Origin of the sequence: Nocardioides sp. Root240, assembly GCF_001428825.1 — a bacterium.
Classification (GTDB): Bacteria; Actinomycetota; Actinomycetes; order Propionibacteriales; family Nocardioidaceae; genus Nocardioides.
Genome location: NZ_LMIT01000001.1, coordinates 353,431 through 368,002, shown reverse-complemented (window position 1 = coordinate 368,002; position 14,572 = coordinate 353,431). Strand labels below are relative to the sequence as shown.

15 protein-coding genes are annotated in these 14,572 nt (G+C 69.6%); 9 read left to right on the top strand and 6 right to left on the bottom strand.

All coding sequences use genetic code 11. The features are described 5' to 3' along the window. Positions 1-59 precede the first annotated feature (59 nt). The 4 genes from ASE20_RS01710 (at position 60) to erpA (ending at position 3,276) form a co-directional block, all read left to right on the top strand. Positions 60-1,145 carry a glycerate kinase gene (locus ASE20_RS01710; RefSeq protein ID WP_056892789.1) on the top strand — a complete coding sequence of 362 codons (1,086 nt, stop codon included), beginning with the start codon at positions 60-62 and terminating at the stop codon, positions 1,143-1,145. A gap of 82 nt (positions 1,146-1,227) precedes the next feature. Continuing rightward, complete coding sequence (locus ASE20_RS01705; RefSeq protein ID WP_056892788.1) at positions 1,228-1,701, top strand: DUF4334 domain-containing protein; 474 nt, start codon at positions 1,228-1,230, stop codon at positions 1,699-1,701. Next, positions 1,698-2,801 (top strand): NAD(P)-dependent alcohol dehydrogenase, encoded by a 1,104-nt coding sequence (locus ASE20_RS01700; protein ID WP_056892787.1) that lies wholly within the window; start codon positions 1,698-1,700, stop codon positions 2,799-2,801. Before ASE20_RS01705 ends, ASE20_RS01700 begins: the two co-directional genes overlap by 4 nt. A 58-nt stretch (positions 2,802-2,859) precedes the next feature. Beyond that, positions 2,860-3,276, top strand: coding sequence for an iron-sulfur cluster insertion protein ErpA (gene erpA / locus ASE20_RS01695; RefSeq protein WP_225869000.1), 417 nt, complete (start codon positions 2,860-2,862; stop codon positions 3,274-3,276). A gap of 114 nt (positions 3,277-3,390) precedes the next feature. Here erpA and ASE20_RS01690 read toward each other — a convergent pair whose 3' ends face one another. Next, positions 3,391-3,603: a hypothetical protein gene (locus tag ASE20_RS01690; RefSeq protein ID WP_056892786.1), complete on the bottom strand. Its 213-nt coding sequence runs from the start codon at positions 3,601-3,603 to the stop codon at positions 3,391-3,393. A 141-nt stretch (positions 3,604-3,744) separates the two neighbouring features. On the opposite strand from ASE20_RS01690, the gene ASE20_RS01685 reads away from it, so the two are divergent. Further along, positions 3,745-4,677 (top strand): carbohydrate kinase family protein, encoded by a 933-nt coding sequence (locus ASE20_RS01685; RefSeq protein ID WP_225869022.1) that lies wholly within the window; start codon positions 3,745-3,747, stop codon positions 4,675-4,677. Here the strand turns inward: ASE20_RS01685 and ASE20_RS01680 are convergent. Both ASE20_RS01680 and ASE20_RS01675 read right to left on the bottom strand, forming a co-directional pair. After that, entirely contained in the window at positions 4,670-4,894 is a 225-nt protein-coding gene (locus ASE20_RS01680; RefSeq protein WP_056892784.1) for a sulfurtransferase TusA family protein, read from the bottom strand. The genes ASE20_RS01685 and ASE20_RS01680 overlap by 8 nt on opposite strands. Next, a complete protein-coding gene (locus ASE20_RS01675) occupies positions 4,891-6,009 on the bottom strand; it encodes a cysteine desulfurase family protein (RefSeq protein ID WP_056893072.1) in 1,119 nt (372 codons plus the stop codon). Before ASE20_RS01675 ends, ASE20_RS01680 begins: the two co-directional genes overlap by 4 nt. A 138-nt stretch (positions 6,010-6,147) precedes the next feature. Here ASE20_RS01675 and coxB point away from each other — a divergent pair, with 138 nt between their 5' ends. The 4 genes from coxB to ASE20_RS01655 all read left to right on the top strand — a co-directional run bounded on the left by coxB (position 6,148) and on the right by ASE20_RS01655 (position 10,433). Then, the gene (gene coxB / locus ASE20_RS01670) at positions 6,148-7,023 is read left to right on the top strand and encodes a cytochrome c oxidase subunit II (protein ID WP_056892783.1); all 876 of its coding nucleotides are present in this window, start codon (positions 6,148-6,150) and stop codon (positions 7,021-7,023) included. Between the two features lie 68 nt (positions 7,024-7,091). Further along, the gene (gene ctaD, locus ASE20_RS01665; RefSeq protein ID WP_082612100.1) at positions 7,092-8,711 is read left to right on the top strand and encodes a cytochrome c oxidase subunit I; all 1,620 of its coding nucleotides are present in this window, start codon (positions 7,092-7,094) and stop codon (positions 8,709-8,711) included. Beyond that, positions 8,711-9,127, top strand: coding sequence for a cytochrome c oxidase subunit 4 (locus tag ASE20_RS01660; RefSeq protein WP_056892781.1), 417 nt, complete (start codon positions 8,711-8,713; stop codon positions 9,125-9,127). The genes ctaD and ASE20_RS01660 overlap by 1 nt, the downstream gene beginning before the upstream one ends. A gap of 103 nt (positions 9,128-9,230) precedes the next feature. Then, on the top strand, positions 9,231-10,433 hold the full coding sequence (locus tag ASE20_RS01655) for a L,D-transpeptidase (RefSeq protein ID WP_082612099.1): 1,203 nt from the start codon (positions 9,231-9,233) through the stop codon (positions 10,431-10,433). Between the two features lie 371 nt (positions 10,434-10,804). Here the strand turns inward: ASE20_RS01655 and ASE20_RS01650 are convergent, their stop codons facing one another. Genes ASE20_RS01650 through ASE20_RS01640 form a run of 3 tightly spaced genes read right to left on the bottom strand, consistent with a single transcriptional unit; the run spans position 10,805 to position 14,512 of the window. Continuing rightward, positions 10,805-12,511, bottom strand: a complete 1,707-nt coding sequence (locus tag ASE20_RS01650; RefSeq protein WP_056892779.1) for a cytochrome b — start codon at positions 12,509-12,511, stop codon at positions 10,805-10,807. Between the two features lies 1 nt (position 12,512). Further along, positions 12,513-13,613 carry a ubiquinol-cytochrome c reductase iron-sulfur subunit gene (locus ASE20_RS01645; protein WP_056892778.1) on the bottom strand — a complete coding sequence of 367 codons (1,101 nt, stop codon included), beginning with the start codon at positions 13,611-13,613 and terminating at the stop codon, positions 12,513-12,515. Beyond that, positions 13,610-14,512, bottom strand: coding sequence for a c-type cytochrome (locus ASE20_RS01640; RefSeq protein WP_082612055.1), 903 nt, complete (start codon positions 14,510-14,512; stop codon positions 13,610-13,612). Before ASE20_RS01640 ends, ASE20_RS01645 begins: the two co-directional genes overlap by 4 nt. Positions 14,513-14,572: the final 60 nt, after the last annotated feature.

Here is a 14,572-nt window from a genome sequence, read left to right as displayed (position 1 = left end):
AGTTTGGGTGTCCCGGCGCGCCCTGATCGGTCTGCCGCCCGGTCCGACATGATGACGCCATGCGCGTGCTCGTGGCCCCCGACAAGTTCGCGGGCACCCTCACCGCGGTCGAGGCCGCGGAGGCGATCGCCGCGGGCTGGCGCCGTCAGGCGCCCGACGACGAGGTGGTCCTCGCCCCGATGTCGGACGGCGGCCCCGGCTTCGTCGACGTGCTGCACGCGACGCTCGGCGGCGAGCTGCTCGCGGTCGTCGCGGAGGCGCCGCAGGGCCACGAGGTGCCGGCCACCATCCTGACGGTGGGCGACACGACGTACATCGAGAGTGCCCAGGCCTGCGGCTCCCACCTGACGGGCGGCAAGCTCGGCGAGTTCGGTACGACGGTCGGCGTGGGCCAGCTGCTGCTCGAGGCCGTCAACTCCGGCTCCACCCGGGTCGTCGTGGGTCTCGGCGGGTCGGGCACGAACGACGGGGGAGCGGGCCTGCTCGCCGCACTCGGCGCGGACGCTGACGTCGCGCTCGACGTCGGCGGGATCTTCCTCGACGGCGTGACGCAGGTCGACCTGAGCATCGCCCGCGGTCTCGTCGACGGTGTCGAGATCATCGCCGCGACCGACGTCGACAGCCCGCTGACCGGGCTGTTCGGCGCGAGCAAGACGTTCGGCGCCCAGAAGGGCCTCGACGAGGAGATGCAGGTCGCCATGGACGGCTACCTCGAGCAGTGGGCCGCGGCGACCGACCGCCGGCTCTCCCTCGAGCCGGGCGCCGGCGCGGCCGGCGGGCTCGGCTTCGCGCTGATGCTGCTCGGCGGGCGCCGGGTCTCCGGCATCGAGCTGGTCGCCGAGGCCGTCGGCCTCGCCCGGCAGGCCGCGGCGGCGGACCTGGTCATCACCGGCGAGGGCGCCTTCGACTTCAGCAGCCGCGCGGGCAAGGTCCCGGCGGGTGTGGCGGCGGTGGCCGCCGACGCCCTGCGTCCCTGTGTCGCCCTGGCCGGCCAGGTGCTGGTCGGCCAGCGGGAGATGCGCGCGCTGGGCATGGACGCGGCGTACTCCCTCGTCGACGCGGTGGGGGAGCAGCGGGCCTTCCAGGACCCGGTCGGGGCGCTCGGCGAGCTGGCCGCGCGCGTGGCCCGGACCTGGTCGTCCTGAGCGAGACGAAGGTCCTCACTTCGTCCTCACTTTCTGCAAACGCCCGTGTCCAGATGAGAGGAACATGTTCTAGATTGGCCGCGTGACGGACATCAGAACACGCTTCGACGAGCTGCGTGCAGCCGAGCGGGCCGAGCCCGCCGACCTCGACACCCTCTGGGCCGACCTCGCACCTGTCCGCGTCGAGGGGATCCTCGGTGCCTGGCGCGGTGGCGACTTCGCGACCGGCCACCTCGCCAGCACGGTGCTGGAGAAGGTGCGCTGGCACGGCAAGCGCTTCGACAGCGCCCTCGCCGCGGTGCCGCTGGTGTGTCGCGACGAGAACGGCGAGCTCTACTCCAACAAGGATGCCGGCGGCGGGGGCGAGGCCTCCCTGTGGGAGGTCGGCTTCCGGGGCGAGGTGACCGCCACCATGGTCTACGACCGGATGCCGGTGTTCGACCACTTCAAGCAGGTCGACGACCGCACCCTCATGGGGATCATGAACGGCAAGCTGGAGGCCGCCTTCGGCGTGGCCGACCTCTACTACTTCTGGCTGGAGCGTGACGACGCATGAAGACGACTGCCTACCTCGTCGAGCAGCCGGGCGGCGACTTCGTCGCGGCCGAGGTCGAGCTCGAGGAGCCGCGGGACGACGAGGTCCTGGTCCGCATCGTCGCGACCGGGCTGTGCCACACCGACCTCACGGTGCCGACCATGCTGCCGCAGGAGATGATGCCGACGGTCGTCGGTCATGAGGGCACCGGCGTCGTCGAGAAGGTCGGCGCGGCCGTGACCGGCATCGAGGTCGGCGACCACGTCGTGCTCAGCTTCCGCTCCTGCCGCGCCTGCGGGCCGTGCCGGGCCGGCGACGTCGGCTACTGCGAGCAGTCGCTGCTGCTCAACTACATGGGCATGCGCGCCGACGGCTCGACCACCATGAAGCGGGGCGAGCAGACGGTCTTCGGCAACTTCTTCGGCCAGTCCAGCCTCGCCCGCCACGCCCTGGCCTACGCCGACAACTGCGTCGTGGTCGACAAGGGCCTCGACCTCGCCCGGCTCGCGCCCTTCGCCTGCGGCTTCCAGACCGGCGCCGGCACGGTCCTCAACGTGCTCGACCCGAGGACCGACGAGCCGATCGTCGTCTTCGGCGCCGGCGCGGTCGGGCTGGCCGCGGTCGCGGTGGCCCGGGGGCTCGGGGTCGAGACGGTCGTGGTGGTGGACCCGGTCGCGGCTCGTCGTACCGTCGCCGAGGGGTACGGCGCCACGGCGCTCGATCCCACGGACGAGGCCGCCGGACCGGTCGAGGAGCGGGTCAGGGCGCTGACGGGCGGCGGCGCGGCCTACGCCATCGACACCACCGCGATCGCCGCGGTCGTCCTGCAGGCCCAGCGCTCCCTGCGCTCGCGCGGCCTGCTCGTCGCGCTGGGCCTGGGCGCGCCGGAGTACACCATCGACGCGATCGACCTGCTGCAGTCGGGCAAGGTCGTGCGCTCCTCGATCGAGGGCGAGGCCGACCCGCTGGAGACCATCCCGCAGCTGATCGCGCTGCGCGAGGCCGGCAAGTTCGACGTCGACCACCTCGTGACGACCTACCCGTTCGAGAAGATCGCCGACGCGGTCGCCGACTCGAAGAGCGGTGCGGTGGTCAAGCCCGTCCTCGTCTGGGGGGAATAACCACGGCTGTGCGACCATTGGGACAGTCGAACACCGACCTGACACACCTGGAGTGAGCATGAGCGACAGCTGCTGCGGAGGCGGCCACAGCCACGAGGCCCCCGGCGCGACCACGACCGTCGCGACCCCGGTTGACCTCGACCGCCGTGAGGACCAGATCAACCTGAGCCCGGTGGCGGCCACGAAGGTGAAGAGCCTGCTCGAGCAGGAGGGCCGCGAGGACCTCGCGCTGCGCATCTCGGTGCAGCCGGGCGGCTGCTCCGGCCTGCGCTACCAGCTCTTCTTCGACGAGCGCACCCTCGACGGCGACGTCGTCACCGACTTCGACGGCGTGGCCGTCGTGGTCGACCGGATGAGCATCCCCTACCTCAACGGGGCGGTCATCGACTTCGTCGACACCATCGAGAAGCAGGGCTTCACGATCGACAACCCGAACGCCACGGGTTCCTGCGCCTGCGGAGACTCGTTCAACTGAGTCACCGCGCACGAGGTGTTAGAAAAAGCGCCTCGAGATGCCAAGCAGAAAGAAGCGCCCCGGGACAACCGGGGCGCTTCTGGCATCTCGAGGCGCTTTTTCTGACACCTCGTGCTAGTCGAGGTGCAGGTGGAGCGCGTTGGCCAGGCGCTGCGCGGCCTCGGAGATCCGGATCTCCCGCTTGCCGGCGTCGCGGGGGAACTCGTCGAAGTGGATGCTGGGCGCGGGTCGGGTGGCCTTGACGGCTGCGTGCTCGAGCCGGCGGCTCACGGCCTCGCAGTCGGCGTGCAGGTCGCGGGGGGCGGCGATCTCCTCGTACGGCGTCATGTCCTCGACGTTAGGCGTTACCACGGAGTAGACCCAGAGCCATACGCCGATATTGCTGCAACGGCTCGGTTAATGTTCCGTGTCGTGACTGCACCCACGGGCTCCCTCCTCATCGCCGGCTCGATCGCGACGGACCACCTCATGACCTTCGGCGGCAAGTTCGCCGACTCCCTCGTCGTCGAGCAGCTCGACAAGCTCTCGGTCTCCTTCCTGGTCAACGACCTCGAGATCCGCCGGGGAGGGGTGGCGCCGAACATGTGCTTCGGCCTGGCCCGCCTCGGCCTCCGTCCGGTGCTCGTCGGCGCGGCCGGCGACGACTTCGCCGACTACCGCTCGTGGCTGGAGCGCAACGGCGTCGACTGCGACTCGGTCCACATCTCCGAGAGCAAGCACACCGCCCGCTTCGTCTGCACCACCGACAGCACCATGGCCCAGTTCGCGTCCTTCTACCCGGGCGCGATGAGCGAGGCCAGCCAGATCGAGCTGCTCCCCATCGTGGAGCGCGTCGGCGCGCCGACGTACGTCCTGATCGGCGCCGACGACCCCGAGGCCATGAAGCGCCACACCGAGGAGTGCCGCCAGCGCGGCTACCCCTTCATCGCCGACTGCTCGCAGCAGCTCGCCTTCGCCGAGGGCGACCTGATCCGCGACCTGATCGAGGGCGCGGCGATCCTGTTCTCCAACGAGTACGAGTCGCACGTCATCGAGAAGAAGACGGGCTGGAGCGCCGAGGAGGTCCTCTCCCGGGTCGGCATCCAGGTCACCACGCTCGGCAAGGACGGCGTCCGGGTGACCTCGCAGGACGGCACCTCGTTCGAGGTCCCCGCCGCCAAGGACGTCGCGGCCGTCGAGCCCACCGGCGTCGGCGACGCCTTCCGCGGCGGCTTCCTGGCCGCGCTGTCCTGGGGCACCTCGCTCGAGCGCGCGGCGCAGGTCGGCTGCGTCCTCGCGGCCTACGTCGTCGAGACCGTCGGCACGCAGGAGTACACCTTCACGCTCGAGCAGTTCGTCGAGCGGGTCCGCGTCTCCTACGGCGACGAGGCGGCCGACGAGGTCGCCAAGCACCTCAGCTGAGCCGTTCCACCACGTAGCGCGGCACCCCGTCGTCGGCGAGCTCCTCGCCGACGTAGGCCTGGCCGCGCATCCGGCACCACGCCGGGACGTCGTACCGGGCGGCCGGGTCGCGGGCAACCACCGCGATCCGGCCGCCGACCGGTACCTCGGGCAGCGCCTTCGCCAGCTCGATGACCGGGCGCGGGCAGGGCAGGTCGCGGCAGTCGATCTCGATCACGGCACACCCGCCCGGCTCCGGATCTCCGTCACGACCTCGCCGAGCGCCGCGCAGAAGGCATCCACCTGCTCCCCGGACGTGTCCCGGGAGAGCGACACCCGCACGTTGCCGTGCGTGAGGGCTCCCATCGCGGCGAGCACGTGGCTCGGCTCGAGGGTCGAGGCCGTGCAGGCCGACCCGCTCGCCACGCCGAAGCCTCGGCGCGCGAGCTCGTTGACGATCTCGTCCCCGCTCACGTAGAGCGCGGAGAAGGTCACCAGGTGGGGGAGCCGGTGCGCCGGGTCGCCCACGACCTCGACGTCGGGCAGTGCCGCGGCCGCCGAGCGGATCCTGTCGACGAGGACTGAAAGGCGCGCCCCCACCTCGGCCTGCTCCGCGACCACGGCCTGCAGGGCCGCGGCGGCGGCCAGGGCCGCCGGCACGTTGGGGAAGCCGGGCTGGTCGAGGCCGTCGTCGCCGGGGAACGGTGTCGTCCAGCGGGTGCCGCGCCGTACGGCCAGCACACCCACGCCCGCCGGACCGCCCCACTTGTGCGCGGATGCGGCCAGCGCGTCCCAACGCCGGGGGAGCGGCACGTGGCCGAACGCCGCGGCCGCGTCCACGAGCAGCGGTACGCCGGCCGGCAGGTCCAGCTCGTCGACGCGCTGGAGCGTCCCGACCTCCTGGTTGGCCGCCTGGAGCGCCACCGCCCCCACGCCGGGCTCGCGTGCGGCCGCCGCCATCGCGGCGAGGTCGACGTGGCCGAGGGTGTCGACCGCGACGGAGACGTGGGCAGGGGAGTCGCGCCACTGGGCGGCGTGCAGCACGGACGAGTGCTCGACCGCACTGTGGACGATCCCGTACCGCCCCGTGGCCGCCGTCAGCCCGAGCAGGCCGCGGTGCACGGCCTCGGTGCCCGAGGAGGTGAAGCCCACCTCGTCCGGCGCCACGCCGAGGCACTCGGCCACGACCGCCCGGGCGTTGTCGACGATCAGCCGCGCGTCGCGGCCGGGACCGTGGAGGCGGCGCGGGTCGGCGTACCCCCTCTCGAGGGCGGCGAGCAGGGTCTCGCGGGCGGCCGGGTGCAGGCGCTCGGCGGAGGCGCTGTCGAGGTAGACCTCGGGGGTGCTGCTCACCACCTGACCATAGAACCAGGCCGTGCCCAGCGGGGGAGGAGGGACTGCTGGTCCGAAACGACCCACCCCGCGCGCCGCACGAGGTCGTCCTCCGCTACTGTTCGCTGTAGTTCTGACCCTCGAGAGGAAGGCTCGTTCGTGGGCTGGTGGCACCCCGAGCGTCCGCGGGCGCAGCGACGGTTCCGTCGCGCGATCCCGCTCGCCGGATTCGTCGTACTCGCGGCCGCGTTGTCCGGCTGCTCGACCGATTCCCAGTGGGAACGGATCGGCATGCCGGAGATCAAGTCGGAGCAGGGTGAGCACATCCTGCAGCTGTGGCAGGGAGCGTGGATCGCTGCTCTCGTCACCGGCGTGATCACGTGGGCGCTCATCATCGGCGTCCCGATCTGGTTCCGTCGTCGCAGTGACGACGAGGTCCCGGTCCAGACGCGCTACAACCTGCCGATCGAGATCTTCTACACGATCTTCCCGGTCATCATGGTGATCGCGTTCTTCGCCCACACCGTGCGCGTGCAGAACATCGCGCTCGACGAGGTGGAGAACCCCGACGTCACCGTGCTGGTCGTCGGCCAGAAGTGGCAGTGGACGTTCAACTACCCCGACACCGAGGCTGCCGGCGGCAAGAACGTCTACGTCAACAGCGCCGGTGGTGACGACATCCCCACGCTGGTGATCCCGGTCGGCAAGACGGTCGAGTTCGACCTCTACAGCCCCGACGTGATCCACGACTTCGGCGTCCCGGCCTTCGCGATGCGCATGGACGTCGTCCCGGGCAACGACAACTCGTTCCAGGTCAAGCCCACGGGCACCGGCACCTTCGACGGCAAGTGCTACGAACTCTGTGGCGCCTACCACTCGCGGATGCTGTTCCGGGTGAAGGTCGTGACCGAGGCCGAGTACGAGGCATTCCTCAAGAAGCTCGCTGCTGACCCCGAGCACGTCTCCGACGAGCCGGTCAAGGGTGGCGTCTACTCCGAGAACCTCATCAACCACGACGAGGAGGAGCACGAGTGACCGCCACGCTCACCCGCAACGCGGAGCTGTCCGAGCGCAAGCCGCTCGGCCAGCAGATCGTCCGGGTCATGACGACCACGGACCACAAGCTGATCGGCAACCTGTACTTCGGTACGGCGATGTTCTGGTTCGTCGCGGCGGGCATCATGGCGCTGCTGATCCGGTCCGAGCTCGCCTACCCGGGCAGCCAGCTGGTCAACGAGGAGCTCTACAACCAGCTCTTCACGATGCACGGCACGATCATGCTGCTGCTGTTCGCGACGCCGCTGTTCTTCGGCTTCGGCAACGCGATCATGCCCCTGCAGATCGGTGCGCCCGACGTCGCGTTCCCGCGCCTGAACATGTTCAGCTACTGGCTCTACCTGTTCGGTGGCCTGATCGCCGGTGCCGGCTTCCTCACCCCGCAGGGTGCGGCGTCGTTCGGCTGGTTCGCCTACACGCCGCTGTCCGACTCGGTCAACAGCCCCGGCGTGGGCGGTGACCTCTGGATCATGGGTCTGTGGATGGGTGGTCTCGGCACCATCCTCGGTGCGGTCAACTTCATCACCACGATCATCTGCATGCGTGCCCCTGGCATGACCATGTTCCGGATGCCGATCTTCGTGTGGACCGTGCTGATCACCGCGATCCTGGTCCTGGTGGCCTTCCCGATCCTCGCCGGCGCGCTGCTCTCGCTCGAGGCGGACCGCCAGATCGGGGCCCACGTCTTCGACACCTCGCACGGTGGGGCCATCCTGTGGCAGCACCTGTTCTGGTTCTTCGGCCACCCAGAGGTCTACATCATCGCGTTGCCGTTCTTCGGCATCATCTCCGAGATCCTGCCGGTCTTCAGCCGCAAGCCGATCTTCGGCTACATCGGCCTGGTCGGCGCGACGCTCGGCATCGCGATCCTCTCGGTCGCCGTGTGGGCGCACCACATGTTCGTGACCGGCGCGGTCAACCTCGCCTTCTTCTCCGGCATGACGTTCCTGATCGCCGTCCCGACCGGCGTGAAGTTCTTCAACTGGATCGGCACGATGTGGGGCGGATCGGTACGCATGGACACGCCCATGCTCTGGTCGATCGGCTTCCTCACGACCTTCCTCTTCGGTGGCCTGACCGGCATCATCCTGGCCAGCCCGCCGCTCGACTTCCACGTGTCCGACTCCTACTTCGTGGTGGCGCACTTCCACTACACGGTGTTCGGGACGGTCGTGTTCGCGATGTTCGCGGGCTTCTACTTCTGGTGGCCCAAGCTCACCGGACGGATGCTCGACGAGCGCCTCGGCAAGATCCACTTCTGGCTGCTGTTCATCGGCTTCCACACGACCTTCCTCATCCAGCACTGGCTGGGCATCGAGGGCATGCCGCGTCGGTACGCCGACTACCTGCCGGGTGACAACTGGGAGTTCATGAACCAGGTCTCGACGATCGGCGCCTTCGTGCTCGCGTCCTCGCTCCTGCCGTTCTTCTACAACGTCTACGTCTCCCGCAAGGGTCCGCTGGTCAACACCGACGACCCGTGGGGCTGGGGCCGGTCGCTGGAGTGGGCCACGAGCTGCCCGCCGCCGCGCCACAACTTCCACTCGATCCCGCGCATCCGCTCGGAGTCGCCCGCGTTCGACCTCCACCACCCGGAGATCGCCGCCATCGAGATGTACGACGAGCCGGTCGCCGCTGCGGCCGGCGCCAAGGAGGTCGACGCCTGATGAAGATCGAGGCATGGATCTTCGGTGTGACCACGATCTTCCTGGTCCTGGTCAGCCCCGCCTACTGGTTCATCACCGACGCCGGTGACTCCGGCGCCGACTGGACCGGCACGTCCGCCCTGGTCATGACCACGCTGCTGTGCGCGATGGTCACCGCCTACCTCGGCGTGCACGCCCAGAAGATGGACCTCCGTCCGGAGGACCGCAAGGACGGCGAGATCGCGGACGGTGCCGGCGAGCTCGGCTTCTTCCCGCCGTACTCCTGGTGGCCGTTCTGGTGCGCCTGCACCCTCGGCATCATCGTGTTCGCCACGGCGGTGCTCGCCTGGTGGCTGATGATCATCGGCTTCGTCCTCGGCGCGATCGCCGTCTCGGGCTGGATCTTCGAGTACTACCGCGGCGACTACGCACACTGATCCACCAGCTGCTGTTGGCGGTGTCACACCTCAGGTGTGACACCGCCGACGCGCTTTTGAAGCGGGGTTCCGTGCACCCGACAGGTACGATTTGCCAGTGTTCATGACTTCCCGCCGCTCCCGCATCGCGCGCGGCTGCGCTGTGCTCTCGGTCCTGGCGGTGGCGGCGGCAGGCTGCGACGGCTCCGGCTTCAGCCCCGGAGGCGGTGGCGGCGACGACGCCCCGGAGACGACGGCGGCCGCCGTCGTGAAGGCCACCGTCCAGGCCAACGTCAAGGCGGGCGCCCAGGGCGTCCCGGTCAGCACCCTGCTGCGGGTCTCCGCGGTCGACGGCACGCTGACCTCGGTGACGGTCCGGTCGAAGGCCGGCAAGGTCACCGGCAAGATCGTGGGTGGCTCGCGCTGGGTCGCCGACGAGCGCCTCGAGCCCGGCGCCCGCTACCGCATCCGCGCGGTCGCGACGAGCTCCGACGGCACGACCGTCGAGAGCATCACCCCGTTCAGCACCCAGGCCCTCGGGCTCGACCAGCAGACCTACCCCTCGGTGGCGCCCCTCCAGGGCGAGACCGTGGGCGTCGGCATGCCCGTCGTGGTCACCTTCGACCTCCCGGTGACCAACAAGGCCGCCTTCGAGAAGCGGATGAAGGTCACCGCCACCCCGCAGCAAGCCGGCTCCTGGCGCTGGGTGAGCGACAAGGAGGCCCACTGGCGGCCTCGCACGTACTGGAAGGCCGGCTCCCGGGTGAGCGTCGCCGTCGACATCAACGGCGTGAGCGCGGGCGGCGGCATCTACGGCCAGGAGGACCGCGACGTCGACTTCAAGGTCGGCGACGCCCACGTCTACAAGGTCAACGCCCGGACCCACAAGATGAAGGTCTTCGAGAACGGCAAGCTGATCCGCACCCTGCCGATCACCACCGGCAAGGAGGGCTTCACCACCCGCTCCGGCGTCAAGGTCATCATGGAGAAGTTCGCCTCCCGCCGGATGAACTCCGAGACCGTCGGCATCCCGGCCGGCTCCTCCGAGGCCTATGACATCGACGACGTGAAGTGGGCCATGCGCCTGACCAACTCCGGCGAGTTCATCCACGCGGCCCCGTGGTCGGTCGGCTCGCAGGGCTACGCCAACGTCTCCCACGGCTGCACCGGGATGAGCACCGACAACGCGGCCTGGCTCTACGACATGACCCGCCGCGGCGACGTCGTCGAGTACGTCGGCACCGACCGCCCGATGGAGCCCGACAACGGCTACGGCGACTGGAACATCTCCTGGGCGAGCTACCGGGCGGACTCCGCCCTGAGCTGAGCCCCACCACACGCAGAGCGAGCCCACCGGTGATCCGGTGGGCTCGTTCCGTTCCCGGGGGCGCTCTCTGCTCGGCTGACCAGAGCCTCCGGGGTCCCGGAAGGCGCGTGGACGCCGGAGACGCCGGACGGGGCCGCAGGGGCCGTACGGGGTGTCCCTTGCGGGTGCATCGGGGTGCCGTCGGCGTGAGCATCAGATGCACGTGCCCCAGCAGCGGACCGCCGACGGCAGGGTCCCCGCTCTGCACCCGCAAGGGACACCCCGGGAGGCACCGGAGGCACCGGGAGGCGTCGGAGGCGTCCACGCGCCCACCTCCACATGCGGAAGGACGCCGCTCCCCGTGGGGGAGCGGCGTCCTGTGCGCCGGGTGATCAGTGCTCGGTCGGACCGTGACGGTTCGGGCCGGCGGCGATCTGCGACTCGAGCTCGTGGAGCTCGTGCTCGGCGTGGTGCTGAGCGTCGTGCAGCTCCTCGGCGGTCGGCTTCTGGATGTTGTCCGCGAAGAACAGCGCCTGCAGCTTCGCCCGCAGCTTGCGGAGCCGGACCTTGCGGCCCGCGAGGCCGGAGGCCTCGATCTCCTCGACCGTCTCCGGCGTCGGGTCGTCGTCCCGGGCCGAGAGCGTGTAGGCCTCGCTCACGGGGAGCGGGACGTGCTTCTCGGCGTACGCGCCCTCGGGGGAGCGGACCAGGACACCGGACTCGATGCCGTGGAGCAGCTTGCCCTCGTCGTGGCGCTGGAGCGAGATGCACCAGCGTCGAGCGATGATGAAGGCGATGACCGGTCCGATGAAGACCGCGCCGCGCATGAAGTAGGTGATCTCGTTGATGCTCAGGTGCATCTTGATCGCGATGATGTCGTTGCCGCCCGCGGCCCACGAGAGGCCGTAGAAGGTCATCAGCGCCACCATGATCGCCGTGCGCGTCGGCGCGTTGCGCGGGCGCTGGAGCAGGTGGTGCTCCCGCTTGTCGCCCGTGATCCACGCCTCGATGAACGGCAGCGCCATCAGGATCATCAGCATCAGCGGCGGCATGACCAGGATCGGCAGCATGACGTTCCACGACAGGGTGATCCCGAAGATGTGGGTCTCCCAGGCGGGGATGATGCGGAGGAGGCCGTCGGGCCAGCCCATGTACCAGTCGGGCTGGGAGCCCGCGGTCACCTTGGACGGGTCGTAGGGGCCGAACTTCCAGACCGGGTTGAGCGAGAACAGGCCACCCATCAGGGTGATCACGCCGAACACGATGAAGAAGAAGCCACCGGCCTTCGCGGCGTACACGGGGAGCATCGGGTAGCCGACGACGTTCTCCTCGGTGCGGCCGGGGCCGGCCCACTGCGTGTGCTTGTGGTAGACGAGCAGCAGCATGTGGGCGGCGACCAGGGCGAGCAGGATGCCCGGGATCAGCAGGATGTGCATGACGTAGAACCGCGGGATGATCGACTCACCCGGGAACTCGCCTCCGAAGAGGAAGAACGACATGTACGAGCCGACGACGGGGGAGGCCTTCATGAAGCCGTCCGCGGCCCGGACGCCCGTGCCCGAGAGCAGGTCGTCGGGGAGCGAGTAGCCGGTGAAGCCCTCGATCGTGCCGAGCAGCAGGAGCAGGCAGCCGATGACCCAGTTGAGCTCGCGCGGCTTGCGGAAGGCGCCCGTGAAGTAGACGCGCATCATGTGGATCATCATCGAGGCGATGAAGATCATTGCCGCCCAGTGGTGCATCTGCCGCATGAGCAGACCGCCGCGGACGTCGAACGAGATGTCCATCGTGGACGCGAACGCCGACGAGACGTGCTTGCCGCGCAGCGGGTCGTAGGCGCCGTTGTACTGGACCTCGCTCATGCTCGGGTCGAACCAGAGCGTCAGGAAGACACCGGTCAGCAGCAGGACGACGAAGCTCCACAGGGCGATCTCGCCCAGCATGAAGGACCAGTGGTCCGGGAAGACCTTGCGCAGGTTCTTCTTCATGGCCGTGCCGAGGCCGAGGCGCTCGTCGGCCCAGTTGGCGATCGCACCCGCGGCCTTGGCGCCCTTGGCGTCCGTGGCCGGCGTGGTGCCGTTGGTCGTGGCGACCTTGCTCATGTCACCAGCGGTCATAGTAGTCACGCTCCCAGAAGCTCGGGCCGACCGGTTCGTCGAAGTCACTCTGTGCGACCAGGTAGCCCTCGTCGTCGATCGCGATCGGCAGCTGCGGCAGCGGACGGCCAGCGGGGCCGAACACCACCTTGCCGGAGTTGGCGAGGTCGAAGGTGGACTGGTGGCAGGGGCACAGCAGGTGGTGCGTCGTGCGCTCGTTCAGCGAGATCGGGCAACCGACGTGGGTGCAGATCTTGGAGTAGGCGACGATGCCGTTGACGTCCCAGTTCTCACGGCTGTTGCCGTTGGCGTCCTTGCCGGGCTTGATGTCGCCCGGGTCCATCCGGAGCAGGACCAGCGAGGCCTTGGACTTGTGGATCTGGAGGTTCACGCCCTCGACCTCGGTCGGGTCGATGCCGTAGCGCTCCGGGTTGTGGAGGGCGTCGGGCTGGCAGTTGACCAGGTCGCCGTTCTCCAGGTCGGAGGCGAGGATCGGCGTCCAGATGCCGTCACGGACGATCCGCATCGGCTTGGACTTGGTGCCCTTGCCCCAGATCGTGTGGTAGAGCTTGTCGCCCGGCAGCGGGCCCAGGTCGCGCAGCAGCACGACCGGCGCGAGGCCGAGGATGCCCAGCGCGCCGAGCAGCGAGTTGCGGATCAGGGGCCGACGGCCGATGCCCGACTCCTCGAGACCGAGCGACAGCGCCTCGAGCGTGCCCTCGCGGTCCGCGTCGGTGGAGCGGGCCGGGTGGCGCAGCTCGGAGATCTCGTGGTCGCCCATGAGCTTGCGGGCCCAGTGGATGATCGCGACACCGATCAGCAGCAGCGCGAAGCCGAGCGACGCGCCGAGCGCCATCGTCGAGGCGCCGAAGCCGGCGACGACGTGCCAGTTGTCACCGATGTCGAGGGTGAAGTACGAGACCAGGAACAGGATCACGCAGACCGCGGACAGGCCGAGCAGGCTGGCGACCTGTCGCTCCGCACGCTTCTCCTTGGCGGGGTCGACGTCGGTCGGCCGCCACTGGTGCTCGGGGAGCCCCGGGTCGGGGATGGGACCAGCGGGCACGAGCTCGTGCCCGGTCGGGTCGGGGGTGTGTGCGTCGCTCACGCTGCCGCCTCGTCCTTCTTCTTGCTCGAGCGGGTGGTGTGGGCGGCGATCCAGACGGCGAAGCCGACCAGGACGCCGATGCCGAACAGCCAGGCGATGATGCCCTCGCTGACCGGACCGAGGCCGCCCAGCGTCAGGCCGCTGTAGCTCGGGGCCTTGTCGAGGGTCTCGAGGTAGGCGATGACGGCCTTCTTGTCCTCCGGCGGGATGTTGCCGTCGGAGAAGGTGTCCATCGACTGCGGACCAGTCAGCATCGCCTCGTAGATGTGCTTGGAGTCGACGCCGCGGATCTTGGGGGCGAAGCCGCCGCGCGGCATGGCGCCGCCGGAGCCCTCGAAGTTGTGGCAGGCGGTGCAGTTGGCGAGGAAGATGTCGCTGCCGCGGGTGACGAGCAGCTCCTTGTCCTCGCTGTCCTCCTTGCCGTCGCCGTTCAGGTCGCCCGGACGGTCGGTGTCGTAGAGCTCGGTGTCCGGGACGGACGGGCCGGTGCCGAGGGAGGCGACGTACGCGGCGAGCGCAGCGATCTCCTCCTTGTTGTAGACGACCTCCTTGCGGGGGGCCTGCACGCCGGGCTGGGCCATCGGCATGCGGCCGGTGCCGACCTGGAAGTCGACGGCGGCGCTGCCGACGTCGGTCAGGGCCGGGCCGTACTGCGTGCCGCCCTGGGTCAGGACACCCTCGCCGTTCTGCCCGTGGCAGAAGGCGCAGCCGACCAGGAAGAGCTCGCGGCCCTCCTTGACCAGCTCGTCCTGGCTCTGGCTCGAGTCGGCCTGGGCGGGCGCGAACGCGGCGTACAGGCCGCCGGTGAGCAGCAGGCCCAGAGCGAGCACCAGGAGGCCGGCGATCGGGCCTCGGCGGTGCCGGGAGAGGCGACCGGCGGAGCGGTTCAGAAGGCGCACAATCAGTCCTTGCGGGTCCGGGTCGGGCTGGGGTTCCAACAGTTCTTCGTCATCGACGGC